Consider the following 19,548-nt stretch of genomic DNA (forward strand, 5'->3'; position numbering starts at 1 on the left):
CGCATTAAACCAAATGGCCAAGCAACAACATGTCACGATTAACACCTTGCTGCAAAGCGTGTGGGGCGTTATTTTACAGCAATACAATAACAATCAGGATGTTGTATTTGGTGGTGTGGTATCCGGTCGTCCGGCAGACATTCCAGGCGTGGAGAACATGATTGGATTGTTTATCAATACGATTCCGGTACGCATATGCAGTGCACCGGATGCTACATTTGCTGAAATATTGCAGCGCACACAGGAACAGGCTCTGACCTCCAGTGTCTATGACACGTTCCCGCTCTACGACATTCAGGCACGGACTGAACAAAAACAAGACCTGATCAATCACATCATGGTCTTTGAAAACTACCCCATCGGGCAGCAGATGAAGCAGATGGGCGGTTCCGGCGAGACCAAGGCACAAACTGGCTTCTCTATTGCCAATGTGGCACTTGCCGAGCAAACCAACTACGATTTTAACCTGATTGTCGTGCCTGATGAAGATATCTCTATCCTGCTTGAATACAATGCTCTGGTGTATAACCGGTCTGCTATGGAGCGTATCCAGGGTCATATCGACCACGTCATCGGACAAATCGTAGACAACCCAAATATCCGTGTGAATGAGCTGGAATTGGTGACCCCGCAAGAACAGGCACAGATCGTTCAGGTCTGGGGAGATACGGCGGCAGCCTATCCGCAGGATCAAACGCTAAGTACGCTGTTCGAGCGGCAGGCAGCGAACACGCCGGAGCAAGTGGCGGTGTTGTGTGGATCGGAATCGTTGACCTACCGTGAGCTGAATGAGCGAGCCAACCGTCTCGCACGCACCTTGCGTGCGGAAGGAGTTGAGCCGGATCAGCCCGTGGGCATTTTGGTTCGCCGTTCGCTGGACATGATTGTAGGCATTTATGCGATCCTCAAGGCAGGCGGAGCTTATGTACCCATCGATCCGGAATATCCGGCAGACCGCATCCGCTTTATGCTGGAGGACTCGGGCGCGAAGCTGGTGCTGACGCAATCGCATCTGGCGGAGCAAGCATCGCTGAGTTTCAACGGCCAGGTGCTGGTACTGGATCGTCAGGAGCAGGATGGCCAGGACATTTACCACGAAGACGGTTCGAATCTGGAGCCACTGGCTGGCCCGCACCATGTAGCCTATGTCATCTATACCTCCGGCTCCACCGGGAAACCGAAGGGCGTGATGGTGGAGCACCATTCCGTGCTGAACCGGATTTTGTGGATGCATGATCGCTACGGCTTGAGTGCGGAAGATACGATCTTGCAAAAGACCGCCTTCACGTTCGATGTGTCGGTGTGGGAGTTGTTCTGGTGGTCGCTGGTCGGCTCGAAGGTAAGCCTGCTGTCAGTGGGCGGGGAAAAGAACCCGGAAGAGATCGTCGACACGATTGCCCGCGATGGCGTAACCACGATGCACTTTGTGCCAGCTATGCTGCATGCGTTCCTAGAGTATGTGGAACAGCAGCCACGGGAAGTGATGCAAGCGAAACTGGCAACGCTGCGCCATGTCTTTGCCAGTGGTGAAGCATTGCCGCCACAGCATGTGGCCCGGTTCCAGTGGCTCGTGTCAAGCTTGGCTGGAGCGAAGCTGGTCAACCTGTATGGACCAACCGAAGCGACGGTGGACGTATCGTACTTCGATTGCGAGCCGAATGAAGCCTATGCGGTCATTCCCATCGGGAAACCGATTCAGAATATTCGTCTATACATTGTGAAGGAAGGCACGGAGCAAATGCAGCCGATTGGGGTTGCGGGTGAGCTGTGTATCGGCGGTGTCGGGGTAGCCCGAGGTTATCTGAACCGTCCAGAGCTGACGGCCGAGAAATTTGTGAAAGACCCGTTTGCCGGCGGGGAAGCCGGGTATGAACGGATGTACCGCACAGGAGATTTGGCGAGATGGATGCCGGACGGCAACATCGAATATCTGGGCCGGATCGACCATCAGGTGAAAATCCGGGGCTACCGAATTGAACTGGGCGAGGTCGAAACGCAGCTACTCCAAGTGGAATCGGTACGAGAAGCGGTGGTCATGGCTCGTACGGATGAAACGGGTCAAAAACAAATGGTCGCCTACTATGTCGCGGGGCAAGAGCTAGGAGCCAGCGAGCTGAGAAGTGAGCTGGGCCGGGAGCTGCCAAGCTATATGGTGCCATCGTACTTTGTACAGCTGGAGCAAATGCCGCTGAGTCCCAACGGCAAAATCGACCGCAAGGCCTTGCCGGCACCGGAAGGCAGCCTGCAAACTGGAGCCGATTATGCAGAGCCGCGTACGGCGCAAGAACGCGCTCTTGTAGCAGTCTGGCAGTCGGTACTGGGACTACAGACGGTCGGTATTTTGGACAATTTCTTTGATCTGGGTGGCGATTCCATCAAGGCCATCCAAATCGCATCTCGTGCGTTCCAGGCCGGTTATAAGCTGGACATGAAGGATTTGTTCCAATATCCGACGGTCGAAACGCTGGCACCGCATATGCACGAGGTCCGTCGTTTGGCAGACCAAGAAGAAGTGAGCGGGGAAACGGCGCTACTTCCGATCCAGCATTGGTTCTTTGCGCAGGAGCGCGAGCGTCCGCAGCACTTTAATCAAGCGGTCATGCTCTATCGCGCTGAGGGCTTTAACGAGGCAGTGGTTCGGCAAGTCATGGATCACCTTGTGAAGCATCATGATGCGCTTCGTACGGTTTTCCATCAGGCTCCCGCAGGTTATACGGCTTGGACACGCCCTGTAGAGGAAGGCACGCTGTATACGCTGGAAACGGTGGATTACCGTGAACAGGAAACCTATGCAGAAGCGCTGGAAGCGAAGGTAACGGAAATTCAAAGCAGCATGGACCTGTCCGAAGGACCGCTGGTGAAGCTGGGATGGTGCCGCACAGCCGAAGGCGACCATCTGCTAATCGCCATTCACCACTTGGTGGTGGACGGAGTGTCGTGGCGGATTCTGTTCGAAGATTTCTCGACAGGCTACGAGCAGGCGAGCAAGGGTGAGCCTGTACGATTGCCCTATAAAACAGATTCCTTCCAATCATGGGCACGGGAGCTGTTCTCTTACGCCAACCGTCCTGAGGCTGCCTCGGATGAAGTTTATTGGAAGCAGCTGGAACAGGCCAAAGCGGAAGCCGCGCCGCTGCCTAAGGATTTTGCCTACGAGGGCTCCTTAAACGCAGACAGCGAAGTGCTGACGGTAGAGTGGACCGAAGCTGAAACGCAGCAGCTGTTAAAGCAGGTCCATCGCGCCTATAACACCGAGGTCAATGATTTGCTGCTGACCGCGCTGGGACTGGCGGTGCACAATTGGACAGGCGCAGGCCAGGTACTGGTGAACCTGGAGGGCCATGGCCGGGAAGCGATCCTGCAAGAGGTGGATATTACACGTACCGTAGGTTGGTTTACGAGCTTGTATCCAGTGCTGCTGGAGACCGGCAAGGAAATGACACTGGCTCAGCGAATTAAAGAAACCAAGGAAGGCTTGCGCCGGATTCCGCATAAAGGGCTGACCTATGGAACTTGGCGCTACTTGTCCCCTACGTTCGGATCAGGTGAAGCGTGTGCGATTGCAGAACCGGAAATCAGCTTTAACTACTTGGGGCAGGTGGATCAGGATGTGAAAAACAGCGGAATCACATTGTCATCCTATAGTGCAGGGGAGACAGAGGATGCCCATTCACCGCTGCAATATACGCTGGATTTGAACGCAATGATCTCGGAAGGCACGCTGCGTTTGACAATTGCTTACAGCCGTAAGCAGTATCGTAAGGAGACGCTGGAACGTGTGGCGAGCCTGCTGCAATCCGCATTGCAAGAGGTGATTGCGCATTGCGCGGCTCAGGAGCAGCCGGAGTTGACCCCAAGTGATGTGTCCTTTAAAGGTCTGACGACTGGAGAACTGGAACAGATTGCGGAACAGGCCGCACGTATCGGTGAGCTGGAAAATGTATATGCGCTGACGCCGATGCAAAAGGGGATGCTCTTTTACAATCTGATGGATTCGCAATCGGGAGCATATTTTGAACAGGCCTCCTTTGATCTGCGAGGACATTTTAATATCGCTGCATTTGCGGCCAGTTTGAATGTATTGGTGCAGCGGCATACGGTACTGCGCACGAACTTCTACAGCGGCTGGAAGGATGAACCGCTACAGGTCGTGTACCGCAATAAGCATAGTGAACTGTATGTTGAAGACCTGCGGGACATGAAGGACGAGCAGCAAAACGAATACATGCTCGAATTTACGCGTAAAGACAAGCAAAGAGGCTTTGACCTAGCACAAGACGCCTTGATGCGTGTCGCTGTGTTGCGCACAGGTGAGGAGACGTACCGTTTTGTATGGAGCTTCCATCATATCGTCATGGACGGCTGGTGCTTGTCGCTGGTGACAAACGAAGTGTTTGCGAGTTATTTTGCGATACTGGCCCATAAGCAGCCTGAACTGGCACCTGTAACGCCGTACAGTCAATATATCGAATGGCTGGAACAGCAGGATCGTCAGGCCGCATCCGGTTACTGGAGCAAGGTTCTGGAAGGATACGAGGAACAGTCCCGCCTGCCACAGGCTAAAATTCAGGGTAAAACGGGGTATCAGTCGGAGCATTTAGATTTTGATTTGGGCGCGGATCTCACAGCTGGTATTCAGCGCATAGCCAAGCGTTACCAGGTGACGATCAATACGTTGATGCAGACCGTTTGGGGTATTTTGCTGCAAAAATATAATGGCACCGATGATGTCGTGTTTGGCAGCGTGGTATCTGGACGTCCGGCAGACATTCCGAATGTGGAGCATATCATTGGTCTGTTTATCAATACCATTCCTGTACGTATCCGCAGTCAAATGGGTAGTGTGTTCTCCGACGTGATGAGGCAAACCCAGGAGCAATCGATTGCTTCCCATGCCTATGATACGTACCCGTTGTATGAAATTCAGGGGCTGTCGGAGCTTAAGCAGGATTTGATCAATCATATTCTTATTTTTGAGAACTATCCGGTAGAGGAGCAATTGGAGCAATTAGGCAGCGGTGATGAGTCCAGCTTCACGATCACCGGAGCCGAGTCTGTCGAGCAGACCAACTATGACTTTAACCTGGTAGTGCTGCCAGGGAACACCATTCACATGAGCTTTGGGTATAATGCCTTGGCCTTTGAACGGGAAAGTGTAGAGCAAATCCGAGGTCATCTGGTACAGCTGCTGGAGCAGGTGACAGCGAATCCGGACATCCGTGTACATGAGCTGGATATGGTTACCATGCAGGAGCGTGAGCAAATCGTCGAGGCTTGGGGGAATACAGCGGCAGCATATCCAAGCGAGCAAACGATCCACGGCTTGTTCGAGGCGCAAACCGCGCAGACGCCGGAGCAGACAGCCTTGTTCTTTGAAGGAGAAACGCTGACTTATCGCGAGCTGAATGCACGCGCCAATCAATTAGCTCGTACCTTGCGCAGTCAAGGCGTGACGAAAGATCGTTTGGTGGGTCTGATGACCGAGCGGTCGGTGGATATGATCGTGGGCATCTTCGGGATTTTAAAAGCCGGAGGCGCATATGTCCCCATCGATCCAACCTATCCGGAGGAACGTATCCGCTATATGCTGGACGACTCGGGTGCGAAGCTGCTGTTGACACAAAGTCATCTGGTGGACAAAGCAGTTATCGATGGCCAAGTGCTGGTGCTGGATGGAGCACAAACGGTGTATCACGAGGATGGTTCCAACCTGGAGCCGTGGTCCGGTCCAAATGATTTGGCGTATGTGATTTATACGTCAGGTACAACCGGGCAGCCAAAGGGCGTTATGCTGGAGCATCACGGGCTGTGCAATCTGAAAACGTATTTTGATCAGACGCTTCGGATGAGCACATCGGATCATGCGCTGCTGTTTGCCAGCTATTCGTTTGACGCGGCTTGCTGGGAAATCTTCCAAGCGCTGTTCTGCGGCGCCACATTATACATGCCAACGACAGAGACGATTTTGAACTACGAGCGGTTTGAGCAATATATGGCGGATCACCAAATCACCGTGGCCGCTTTGCCGCCGACCTATGCGGTGTATCTGGGGCCAGAGCGGATGCCTAACCTGCGTATTCTGTTCACTGCGGGTTCAGCATCTTCCACCGAACTGGTATACAAGTGGAAGGATCAAGTGGCGTACTACAACGGCTACGGTCCAACTGAAAACTCAGTTGCAACGTCCATCTGGCCGGTGTCCGAGGATGCAAGGGCAGGACAACTCATTTCCATTGGACGTCCTGTGCCGAATCATCGGGTATACATGGTGGATGGGCATGGACATTTGGCTCCGGTCGGCGTAGCGGGTGAGCTGTGCGTGTCTGGTCCAGGTCTGGCCCGTGGTTATCTGGATCGTCCAGAGCTGACGGCGGAGAAATTTGTAGCGAACCCGTTTGCGGCTGGTGAAGCAGGCTATGAACGAATGTACCGTACGGGTGACTTGGCGAGATGGATGCCAGATGGCAACATCGAATATTTGGGCCGGATCGACCATCAGGTGAAAATCCGGGGTTACCGGATCGAACTGGGCGAGGTCGAGGCACAAATTTTGAAAGTGGAAGACGTGCAAGAGGTCATCGTACTGGCCCAGGTGGACGAGCAGGGACAAAACCAACTGGTGGCGTACTATGTCGCTGAAAGAGACGTAAGCGCTGGGGAGCTGCGCAGCTTACTGGGTGAGGAGCTGCCCAACTACATGATGCCTTCGTACTTCATCCAGCTGGAGCAGATGCCGCTGACACCCAACGGTAAAATCGACCGCAAGGCCCTGCCGGCACCGGAGGGCAGCCTGCAAAGCGGAGCGGATTATGTAGAACCACGTACAGCGCTGGAGCAGACGTTAGTGTCCATTTGGCAGGCTGTATTAGGAGCGAAGAAAGTCGGGATTTTGGATAATTTCTTTGATCTGGGTGGCGATTCGATCAAGGCAATCCAAGTATCGTCCCGCTTGCTGCAAGCGGGCTACAAGCTGGAGATGAAGGATTTGTTCCAATATCCGTCCATTTCGCTGCTGAGCAGTCATGTACACAAAGTTAGCCGAACAGCCGATCAGCGGGTGGTCTCGGGAGCAGTTAAATTGAGCCCAATACAGCAATGGTTCTTTGGACAATCCTCAGCAGAGCCACATTATTTCAACCAATCGGTGATGCTGTATAGAGCACAAGGATTCGATGAAGCCGCATTGCATCAAACGGTGGCCAAGGTAACTGAGCATCATGATGCGCTGCGTATGATCTTCCGTCAGACCGAACAGGGCTATGAAGCGTGGAATCGCGGTTTGAACGAAGGAGAGCTGTATAGTCTGGATGTTGTAGATCTGATGGGCGTCGAAGACGCGGCAGATGTTGCAGCAGCAATTGAAATGAAAGCCAATGCCATCCAAAGCTCCATTCGTCTGGACGAAGGACCGCTGGTGAAGCTGGGACTTTTCCGCTGCATGGATGGAGATCATTTACTGATTGCCATTCACCATTTGGTCGTAGACGGGATTTCATGGCGGATTGTGTTTGAGGATTTTGCGACTGGATATGAGCAGGCCGTGCGGGGAGAAGCGATTCGCTTACCATATAAAACGGATTCGTTCTCCGCTTGGGCAGAGCGTTTGTCTCGATATGCGAATAGTCCGGCTATCGAAAATGAACGCGAGTATTGGCAGCATCTTGCCCAAACGGAAGTTGCATCGCTACCTAAGGATCAAGAAAGAGCGGCAGGACAGCATTTTGTGGTCAGAGACAGTGAGACGGTGAGCGTGGTTTGGAGCGAACAGGAAACCCGGCTACTGCTGCAGGAATCGCATCGTGCGTACAACACCGAGGTCAATGATCTGCTGTTAACTGCACTCGGCACCGCATTGTACAACTGGAGTGGGCAGAAGCGTGTGCTGGTCAATCTGGAGGGGCATGGACGGGAAGCCATTGTTCCCGATATCGACATCACACGTACCGTGGGTTGGTTTACGAGTCAGTATCCAGTACTTCTGGACGTGGATGGAAAGGCGGAAGTAGGGCAGCGCATCAAGCGGGTAAAAGAGGACCTGCGTCATGTGCCGCATAAGGGCATTGGCTACGGCATTTTGAAATATATGTCTCAGCATGATGTCCACCCTTCCTTAACCTTGCAGCCTGAGATCAGCTTTAACTATTTGGGACAATTTGATCAGGACTTGGAAAATGGGGATATCACGCTGTCTTCACATCCAGGTGGAGAGCCGATGAGTGACCGCACCGTACTGGAGCAGCCGCTGAATGTGAACGGCATGATTACAGCAGGCGGGCTGACACTGGACATTCGCTATGACAGTAAGGTATATCAACAGCAAAATGTAGAGAAGTTTGCCCGGCTGCTGCAGGAAAGCTTGCAGGAAGTGATCGCGCATTGTGCCTCCCAAGAGCGGAGCGAACTAACCCCAAGCGATGTCTTGTTCAAAGGCTTGTCGTTGGAACAACTGGAGCAATTGACGGAGCAAACGGCTTCTGTGGGCGAACTGGAAAATGTGTATGCTCTTTCGCCAATGCAGAAGGGGATGCTGTTCCATAGCTTGATGGAGCCAGACTCAGCTGCATACTTCCAGCAAGCATCGTTTGATCAAAAAGGCAGCTTTGATGTTGTTATTTTCCGTAAGAGCCTGGATCTGCTGACACAGCGTCATGAAGCACTGCGGACGAATTTCCATCGGTTTGAGACAGGGCACAGTCAGGAGCCATTGCAGATCGTGTTCCGTCACAAAGATAGCGACCTTTCCTTCCAGGATGTACGCGGCATGCAGGAAGCGGAGCAACAGGCGTATATCCAGACGTTTAAGCAGGAGGACCAAGCTAGGGGCTTTAATCTGGGTACCGATGCACTTATGCGTGTACAGGTATTGCAGACCGATGAAGAAACGTATCACCTGGTCTGGAGCTTCCATCACATTATCATGGACGGCTGGTGCTTATCGCTCGTTACGGGTGAGGTGTTTGGTACGTACTTTGCGCTGCTGGAGCAGAAGCAGCCGGAGCTTGCTCCGATCACGCCGTATGGCCAATATATCGAATGGCTAGAGCGTCAGGATGAACGTGCGGCAAAAGAGTATTGGAGCAGCTATTTGGCGGGCTTTGAACAGCAGACGTTATTACCTGGACCGGATACTTCATCGAAAGACCACGTGGCGGACAGCAGGGATCATACGGTGTCCATTACAGCAAGTGAAACCAGCGAGTATGTTTCTGAAAAAATAACAGTAGATCTGGACCCAACGTGGAGCGAAGCCATACACCGAATTGCGAAGCAGCAGCAGGTCACGATTAATACGCTGATGCAGAGCGTGTGGGGCCTTATTTTGCAGAAATATAACAACAATGAGGATGTTGTATTCGGCAGTGTCGTATCTGGACGTCCGACGGATATTGCGGGTGTAGAGCATATGATCGGTCTGTTCATTAATACGATCCCGGTGCGGATTCAAAGCGAACAGAATGCCACGTTTGTGGACATCATGCGCAAAACGCAGGAGCAGGCACTGGCCTCAGGAGCCTATGACAGCTTCCCGCTGTATGAAATTCAGGCGCTGACCGAGCAGAAGCAAAATCTGATTAACCACATTATGGTATTTGAGAACTATCCGGTTGAGGAGCAAGTCGAGCAGTTGGGTGAAGTTCGTCCATCCGCTTTTGAAATTACGAATGTAGAGGTTGTTGAGCAAACGAATTATGATCTGGACTTGATTGTGATGCCAGATGAGCTTTTCCGCATCATGTTCAGATATAACGCCAATGTATACGATCGGTCTACGATCGAGCGGATGCAGGGACATGTACTGCATGTCATCGAGCAAATAATTGACAATCCGCATATCCGTGTGAATGAGCTGGAATTGGTGACACCGGAAGAGCGGGCACAGATCGTTCAGGTCTGGGGGGATACGGCGGCAGCCTATCCGCAGGATCAAACGCTAAGCGCACTGTTCGAGCAGCAGGCAGCGAATACACCGGATCAGGTGGCGGTGCTGTGTGGAGCGGAATCGTTGACCTATGCTGAGCTGAACAAGCGAGCCAACCGTTTGGCCCGGACGTTGCGTGCGGAAGGAGTTGAGCCGGATCAGCCTGTAGGCATACTGGCTCACCGTTCTCTGGACATGATCGTAGGTATTTATGCGATCCTCAAAGCAGGCGGAGCCTACGTGCCAATTGATCCAGAATATCCGGCCGACCGCATCCGCTTCATGCTGGAGGACTCGGGCGCGAAGCTGGTGCTGACGCAAGCGCATCTGGCGGAGCAAGCATCGCTGAGTTTCAACGGCCAGGTGCTGGTGTTGGATCGTCATGAGCAGGATGGCCAAGACATTTACCACGAAGACGGCTCGAATCTGGAGCCACTGGCCGGGCCGCATCATGTAGCCTATGTCATCTATACGTCCGGCTCCACGGGAAAACCGAAGGGCGTTATGGTTGAGCACCATTCCGTTCTGAACCGGATTTTGTGGATGCATGATCGGTACGGCTTGAGTGCGGAAGATACGATCCTGCAAAAGACGGCCTTCACCTTCGACGTGTCGGTGTGGGAGCTGTTCTGGTGGTCGATGGTCGGTTCAAAGGTAAGCCTGCTGTCGGTGGGCGGGGAAAAGAACCCGGAAGACATCGTCGACGCCATTGCCCGCGATGGCGTGAGCACGATGCACTTTGTACCTGCCATGCTGCATGCGTTCCTGGAGTATGTGGAGCAGCAGCCACGGGAAGTGATGCAAGTGAAACTGGCAACGCTGCGTCATGTCTTTGCCAGTGGTGAAGCGTTGCCGCCACAGCATGTGGCCCGGTTCCAGCGGCTCGTGTCGAGCCTGGCTGGAGCGAAGCTGGTCAACCTGTATGGACCAACCGAAGCGACGGTGGACGTATCGTACTTTGATTGCGAGCCGTCAGAGGAATATGCAGTGATTCCAATCGGAAAACCGATTCAAAACATTCGTCTGTACATCGTGAAGGAAGGCACGGAGCAATTACAGCCGATTGGGGTTGCAGGGGAGTTGTGCATCGGTGGTGTCGGTGTGGCACGTGGGTATCTGAACCGTCCGGAGCTGACGGCCGAGAAATTCGTATCCGATCCGTTTGCCGGCGGGGAAGCCGGGTATAAGCGGATGTACCGCACCGGCGATTTGGCGAGATGGATGCCGGACGGAAACATTGAATATCTGGGCCGGATCGACCATCAGGTGAAAATCCGGGGTTACCGGATTGAGCTGGGCGAGGTCGAATCGCAGCTGCTCCAAGTGGAATCGGTAAGAGAAGCGGTGGTCACGGCGCGTGCAGATGAAACGGGCCAAAAACAAATGGTGGCGTACTATGTCGCCGGACAAGAGATCGGTGCCAGTGAGCTGAGAAGTGAGTTGGGCCGGGAGCTGCCAAGCTACATGGTGCCATCGTACTTTGTACAGCTGGAGCAGATGCCGCTGAGTCCAAATGGCAAAATTGACCGTAAGGCCCTGCCAGCACCGGAAGGCAGCCTGCAAAGCGGAGCCGATTATGTCGCACCGCGGACGTGGGTGGAAGTGAAGCTGGCGCACATTTGGCAGGATGTGCTGGGCCTCACGCAGGTCGGCGTAAAGGAAAACTTCTTTGAGATTGGTGGACACTCGCTGCGGGCGACGACACTGGCCTCGAAGATTCACAAGGAGTTGAACAAGCCGCTTCCCCTTCGCAGCATTTTTGAAGCACCCACGATTGAACAACTGGCAGCCGTTCTGGAAGGTCTGGATCAAGTGGTGTACGCGTCCATTCCGGTAACAGAAGAACGCAGCTTCTACCCGTTATCTTCAGCACAAAAACGACTGTATGTACTGCATCAGTTTGATCCAAGTGATGTGAACTACAACATGCCGTCAGTGCTGCAAGTGAGCGGTCCGCTGGATGTGAAACGAGTAGAAGACGTGTTCCGTCAACTAATCGATCGTCATGCAACCTTGCGTACCCGCTTTGAGCTGGTAGACAATGAGCCGATGCAATGGATTGAGGATACCGTGCCATTCGAGGTGGAATATACGAAGGTACAGGTAGAGAGTGCGATTACGGATACGGATCAGGACACAGCTACAGGATTGGATACAACTACAGCTACGTACACGAGGATTAGCCAGGAAGCACAAGAACGGGTACGGCAGTTTATCCGTCCGTTTGATCTAAAAGCTGCACCGCTGCTACGGGTAGGCTTGGTGGATCTGGGTGTCCAAGGAGTAGAGCAAGAATCCCAGCATTTACTCATGCTCGACATGCACCATATCGTTTCCGATGGCGTGTCGATGGAGGTACTGACCGATGAGTTTGTCCGCTTGTATGGCGGTGAAGAACTGTCGCCATTGCGGATTCAGTACAAAGACTATGCCGTATGGCAGCAAAGCGAAACCCATCAGGAGTGGATGCAGCGTCAGGAAGCATACTGGCTGGGCACCTTCCGGGGCGGAGTGCCTGTACTGGATCTGTCAACCGACTTTGCCCGTCCGGCGGTGCAGAGTACGGCAGGGGATACGATCGAGTTTGCACTGGGGCGTGAGGTTAGTGAACGCCTGAAAGAACTGGCTTCGCAAACAGGCTCTACCCTGTATATGGTGCTGCTGGCGGCGTACACCACACTCTTGCACAAATATACAGGCCAAGAGGACATTGTCGTCGGCACGCCGATTGCAGGACGACCGCATGCGGAGCTCAGTAATCTGGTGGGTGTCTTCATCAACACACTGGCGATTCGCAATTATCCGTCCAGTGACAAAACGTTCCTGGATTATCTGCAAGAGGTGAAGGAGCATGCGCTCAGTGCTTATGAGCATCAGGACTATCCTTTTGAAGAACTGGTTGAAAAGCTGAATTTGACGCGGGATACGAGCCGAAATGCGCTGTTTGACACGATGTTTGAGTTGAAAACATTGGAGCAACAGGAGTTACTGCTGGAAGGTCTGACCTTGAGCTCCTATCCACTGGAAAATCATACGGCCAAGTTTGATCTGAGCTTGGAGGCAATAGAGCAGCCAGAAGGCATTCTGTGCAGTCTGGAATACAGCACGGCGCTGTATAAGGCTGAGACCATTGCGCGATTGGCACAGCATTTTGCGGAAATCGTTCGAGCTATTGCATATCATCCGCAGCAGCCCCTGGCAACTTTGAATATGGTAACCGTCAAGGAAAAAGAGCAACTCATCTACGGTTTTGGAGAAGTGGGAGTAACGGATGGTGCCGCAGTTGAAGCAGGAGCCCTGTTCCATACCTTTGTGGAAGAACAGGCTCAGCTTGTACCAGATCACGTGGCGGTGGTGTACGAGGAGCAACAGCTGACGTACCGGAAACTGAACGAGCGTGCGAACCAATTGGCGCGTAAATTGCGAAATGAAGGCATTGGACGCGAATCGATTGTCGGCATTTTGAGTGAACGTTCAGTAGACATGCTGGTCGGCGTATTGGCGGTGTGGAAAGCGGGAGGCGCCTATGTGCCGCTGGATGCAGACTATCCGTCCGAACGCATTCGTTTCATGCTGGAGGACAGTGGTGCGACGGTATTGTTGACCCAAATCGGCTTACAGGAGCAAGCACAGGCATGGCTTGGGGAAAGCCGACAGGCCTTGGCCGGAGGGCAGACTGAGGGTGAATTGGAGACAGCGGCTGGTGCTGAAACGATGGAAAGAGACAACCTGAATGAAGGATTAAGCTTGAAATCAAACTCGGTGTCTGACAGCGAAGCAGCATCTGAATCGGAAACAAAACTGTGTCTGCATACCGTACTGGCATTGGACGATGAGTCACTGTACACCGGGGATACGACAGACGTCGATCACATCAACGAACCGCACGATTTGGCGTATGTGATCTACACGTCTGGGACAACCGGACGTCCGAAAGGTGTCATGATCGAACATCGCAGTTTAGTCAATACGGCTGCGGCGTATCGCCGGGATTATCGTCTGAGCGAGTTCCCAGTCCGACTGCTGCAGCTGGCGAGCTTCTCGTTCGACGTGTTCGTCGGGGATATTGCACGGACGCTCTATAACGGCGGCACGATGGTCATTTGTCCGAAAGACGACCGGATTGATTTTAGCCGTTTGTATGGCTGGATTCGCGATGTCCAGATTACCGTGTTCGAATCGACTCCAGCCCTGATCGTACCGTTTATGCAGCATGTGCATGAACAGGGGCTGGACATGAGCAGCTTGGAACTACTAATCACGAGCTCGGATAGTTGCAGCGTGACGGACTACCGAGTGCTGCAAGAACGGTTTGGCGCAGATATCCGCATTATGAACAGCTATGGTGTCACCGAAGCGGCGATTGACTCCAGCTTCTATGACGAAGAGCTGTCGAAGCTGCCAAGCAGCGGCCATGTGCCGATTGGTCAGGCGTGGCTGAACGCACGCTTCTACATTGTGGACAGCCAGCTGAATCCGGTGCCGATCGGCGTACTGGGTGAGCTGTGCATTGGTGGAGCCGGGGTGGCACGGGGATATCTGAATCGTGCAGACCTGACGGCCGAAAAATTCGTAGCGAATCCATATGTAGCGGGTGAACGATTGTACCGTACAGGCGATTTGGCGCGGTGGATGCCGGATGGCAATGTGGACTTTATCGGCCGTATGGATGATCAGGTTAAAATCCGGGGCTTCCGGATTGAACTGGGCGAGGTGGAATCACAGCTGCTGACCGTAGATGGCATTGAGAAAGCCATCGTCACCGCCTGGGAAAACGAAGATGGAGACAAGGATTTATGTGCGTATGTCGTAGCCTCTGATGCGCTGAATTTGCCGGATCTGCGCAGCACACTCCAGCCCAAACTGCCGAGCTATATGATCCCGACGTATGTCGTACAACTGGATCATTTCCCGCTGACACCAAACGGGAAAATTGACCGCAAAGCGTTGCCTGCGCCGGAAGTGCGCCTCGAAGGAGGCACAGCGTACGTGGCACCGCGGACACCGCTGGAAGAGCAACTGGTACGTATTTGGCAAAGCGTTTTGAATCATCATCAAATAGGCATCCAGGATAACTTCTTTGAAGTGGGAGGACATTCTCTGCGCGCGACAACACTGATGGCGAAAATCCATCAGGAGCTGAATTACAAGCTGGCTCTGCGAGATATTTTCCAATATCCGACGATTGGGCAACTGGTGCAGGTGATGGGTGAAGATCAGACCCAGCAAACGTATGTATCTATTCCTGTGGCGGAGGAGTGCGAATATTATCCTGTTTCCTCGGCGCAAAAACGGATGTACGTGCTGAGTCACCTGGAAGGTGGAGAGGTTAGCTACAACATGCCAGGAGCGTTGATTATCGAAGGTTCCTTGGATAAAAAACGACTGGAACAAGCCTTCCGCCAGCTGATTGCCCGTCATGAAGCCCTGCGAACCCGATTCGAGATGGTGGATGGTGAGGTGATTCAACGGATTGAATCGGGCGTCGCATTCAGCGTGGAGCATGTGCAGGCAAGCGAAGAAGAGACCCAGCAGTATGCACTAGACTTTGTACGCGCATTTGATCTCGCACAAGCACCGTTGCTGCGGGTTCAGTTGGTAGAAAATGGACCGGGGCGTCACGTTATGCTCTATGACATGCACCATATTATTTCGGATGGCGTCACGGAAGGAATTATCGTGCAGGAGTTTTCTCAATTGTATGAAGGCAAGGAACTGCCGCCACTCCATATTCAGTACAAGGACTACGCCGTTTGGCAGCATGCAGATATGCAAAGTGAGCGTCTTCGTGAGCAGGAAAGCTACTGGCTGAACACGATGGCTGGTGACATTCCGGTGCTGGATATGCCTACGGATTTTGCAAGACCAGCCGTACAGCGTCTGGAAGGAGCGCGATTGGAATTTGCGATCAGCCTGGAGGACAGCGAACAGTTGAAACAGCTGGCCGCGCAAACCGGCTCCACCTTGTACATGGTATTGCTGGCCGCGTATAGCACGCTTTTGCATAAATATTCGGGACAGGAAGACATTATCGTCGGCACGCCGATTGCCGGAAGACCGCATGCGGAACTGGAGGGCTTGGTAGGCGTATTCCTCAACACGCTGGCGATCCGCAATTATCCGGCTGGCGACAAAACGTTCCTGGATTACTTGCAAGAGGTCAAAGAGCATGCGCTCAGTGCTTACGAACATCAGGAATATCCTTTTGAAGAACTGGTTGAAAAACTGAATTTAACGCGGGATACGAGCCGGAATGCGCTGTTTGACACGATGTTTGAGTTGAAAACATTTGAGCAGCAGGAGTTCGAGCTGGAAGGTCTGACCTTTAAAACGTATCCGACAGACAATCATACGGCCAAATTTGATCTGACCTTGGATGCCGTGGAGCAGCCAGAAGGCATTCTGTGCAGTCTGGAATACAGCACGGCGCTGTACAAGCCTGAGACCATTGGGCGCTTGGCACAGCATTTTACCGAACTTGTACGTGCGATTACTCTTCATCCGCAGCAATCACTGGCAGCTTTGGATATGGTAACTGTCGAGGAAAAAGCACAAATCATCTACGGTTTTGGAGATGTGGGAGTATCGGATGTTGCTGCTGTTGAAGTAGGAGCCTTGTTCCATACCTATGTGGAAGAACAAGCGCAGCTTGTACCAGATCACGTGGCGGTGGTGTACGAGGAGCAGCAGCTTACGTACCGTAAACTGAACGAGCGTGCGAACCAATTGGCGCGTAGATTGCGAAATGAAGGCATTGGCCGTGAATCGATTGTTGGCATCTTGAGTGAACGCTCGGTAGACATGCTGGTCGGCGTATTGGCGGTATGGAAAGCCGGAGGTGCATATGTACCGCTGGATGCAGACTATCCGTCTGAACGCATCCGCTTCATGCTGGAGGACAGTGGTGCTACGGTACTGTTGACCCAAACGGGCTTACAGGAGCGCGCGCAGGTCTGGCTGGATGAAAGCGAAGCAGTATCCGAACCCGCAACGGGACTGTGTCTGCATACTGTACTGGCGCTGGACGATGAGTCGCTGTACACCGGAGATACCACAGACGTCAATCACATCAACGAACCGCAGGATCTGGCGTATGTGATCTACACCTCCGGGACAACAGGACGTCCGAAGGGCGTCATGATCGAGCATCGCAGCTTGGTGAATACCGCCGCGGCGTATCGTCGGGATTATCGCCTGAACCAGTTCCCGGTACGACTGCTGCAACTGGCGAGCTTCTCCTTCGACGTGTTCGTCGGTGATATCGCGCGGACGCTTTATAACGGCGGCACGATGGTTATCTGTCCGAAAGACGACCGTATTGATCCGAGCCGTCTGTATGGCTGGATTCGCGACTATCAGATTACGGTGTTCGAATCCACACCGGCCTTGATCGTACCGTTTATGCAGCATGTATATGAGCAGGGACTGGACATGAGCAGTCTGGAATTGCTGATTACCAGCTCGGATAGCTGCAGCGTGACGGACTACCGGGTGCTGCAAGAACGTTTTGGCGCAGATATCCGCATTATGAACAGCTACGGCGTCACGGAAGCGGCGATCGACTCCAGCTTCTACGACGAAGGACGGTTGAAGCTGCCGGACAGTGGCAGTGTACCGATTGGACAGGCATGGCTGAACGCACGCTTCTACATCGTGGACAGCCAGCTGAATCCGGTGCCGATCGGCGTACTGGGCGAGTTGTGCATCGGTGGAATTGGGGTAGCACGGGGATACCTGAACCGTGCGGACCTGACGGCCGAGAAATTCGTAGCCAATCCGTTCGTGCCAGGTGAACGATTATACCGCACAGGTGACTTGGCGCGATGGATGCCGGACGGCAATGTGGACTTTATCGGCCGGATGGACTATCAAGTGAAAATCCGGGGCTATCGGATCGAGCTGGGCGAGATCGAAACGGCGATCCAGCGGGTGCCGGGTGTACGTCAAGCGGTAGTCATCGACCGGACGGATGAGCGTGGACACAAGTACTTGTGCGGATACATCACAGGAGAAGCTGAGCTGCGGATCGAGGAGGTACAGGCCGAACTGGAAGCCGGACTGCCAGCGCACATGGTGCCTGCACGTTTGATGCGACTGGAGACGATCCCCCTGACCATCAACGGCAAAATCGACCGCAAGGCCTTGCCGGAACCGGAAGGAAGCATCCATACGGGTGCAGCCTATGTGGCACCGCGTACCACGGTGGAGCAAGTACTGGCTGCGGTATGGGCCGGGGTGCTCGGCGTGGAAGCGGTAGGCACGCAGGATAACTTCTTCGAGCTGGGTGGCGATTCGATTAAGGCCTTGCAAGTATCCTCCCGATTGCTGCAAGCAGGTTATCGACTGGAGATGAAAGACCTGTTCAGTCATCCAACCGTGTCTGCCTTGGCACTGAAAGTCCAATCGGTGACCCGATTGGCGGATCAGAGCGAAGTGGTGGGCGCTGTGAAACTGACACCCGTTCAACACTGGTTCTTTAAGCAGAACCTGACGGATGCTCATCATCATAACCAGTCCATCATGCTGCATAGCAAGGATGGTTTTGATGAACCGGCCCTGCGCACGGCGATGAATCAAATCGTTAGCCATCACGACGCACTGCGTATCATTTTCCGTCCTACGGAGCACGGATATGAAGCTTGGAACCGTGCGGTTGGTGAGGGCGAGCTGTATACGCTGGATCGGGCCGACTTCAGAAATGGGTCTGAGGTGTCTGCGGCGATCGAGGCTAAAGTGAATGAAATTCAAGCGGGTATTCAGTTAAGCGAAGGACCGCTAGTGAAGCTGGGGCTGTTCCATTGCCCAGATGGAGATCATTTGCTGATTGCGATTCATCACTTAGTGGTGGATACCGTATCTTGGCGCATTTTGTTTGAGGATATTACGACCGCCTATGAGCAGGCATTGAACGGACAAACGGCTCGCCTTCCGCACAAAACGGATTCGTTCCGCACCTGGGCGGATGGGCAGTCTCAATATGCGAATAGTCCGGCCATGGCAGCAGAACTCGCATTCTGGCAGGAAATGGAACAGGGCGTATATCAGCCGCTTCCAAAAGACGAATCCCCTTCTCATTCCTTAAATAGGGACAGCGAGAACATTACAGTTACGTGGACAGCTCAGGAAACGGAGCAGCTGTTAAAACAGGCGCATCGTGCCTACAACACGGAGATGAATGATTTGCTGCTTACCGCCTTAGGACTGACTATTCATCGCTGGGCGGGCTTGGAACGAGTGCTCGTGAGCCTGGAAGGCCATGGACGGGAGTCCATTTTGCCAGAACTGGATATTACGCGCACCGTGGGCTGGTTTACGACCCAATTCCCGGTGGTGCTGGATATGAGCGTGGGGCAAGACCTTTCACAGCGCATCAAACAGGTGAAAGAAGGACTCCGCCGCATTCCGCAAAAGGGCATTGGCTACGGGATGTTGAGATACCTGTCCGCAGCACGTGAGCCAGAGCGTTTTGTGACCGAACCTGAAATCAGCTTTAACTATTTGGGACAATTTGATCAAGATATGCAAAGTCAGTCCATGGATGTATCTCCTTACTCTTCTTACTCTAGCGGTGCAGAGCTTAGCGCCCATGCAGCCAGATCGCACACGCTGGATATGAACGGACTGATTTC

At 53.3% G+C, this 19,548-nt stretch carries 1 protein-coding gene (only partly in view); it reads left to right on the forward strand.

This entire window lies inside a single protein-coding gene on the forward strand: locus tag MKY35_RS11340, encoding a non-ribosomal peptide synthase/polyketide synthase (RefSeq protein ID WP_342446405.1). The 42,315-nt coding sequence extends 14,795 nt beyond the window's left edge and 7,972 nt beyond its right edge, so the window shows coding positions 14,796-34,343 — codons 4,932 (partial) to 11,448 (partial); the first complete codon in view begins at position 2. Both the start codon and the stop codon lie outside the window.

Source organism: Paenibacillus sp. FSL L8-0638 (genome assembly GCF_038593075.1).
In the GTDB taxonomy this organism is placed as follows: Bacteria; Bacillota; Bacilli; order Paenibacillales; family Paenibacillaceae; genus Paenibacillus; species Paenibacillus polymyxa_D.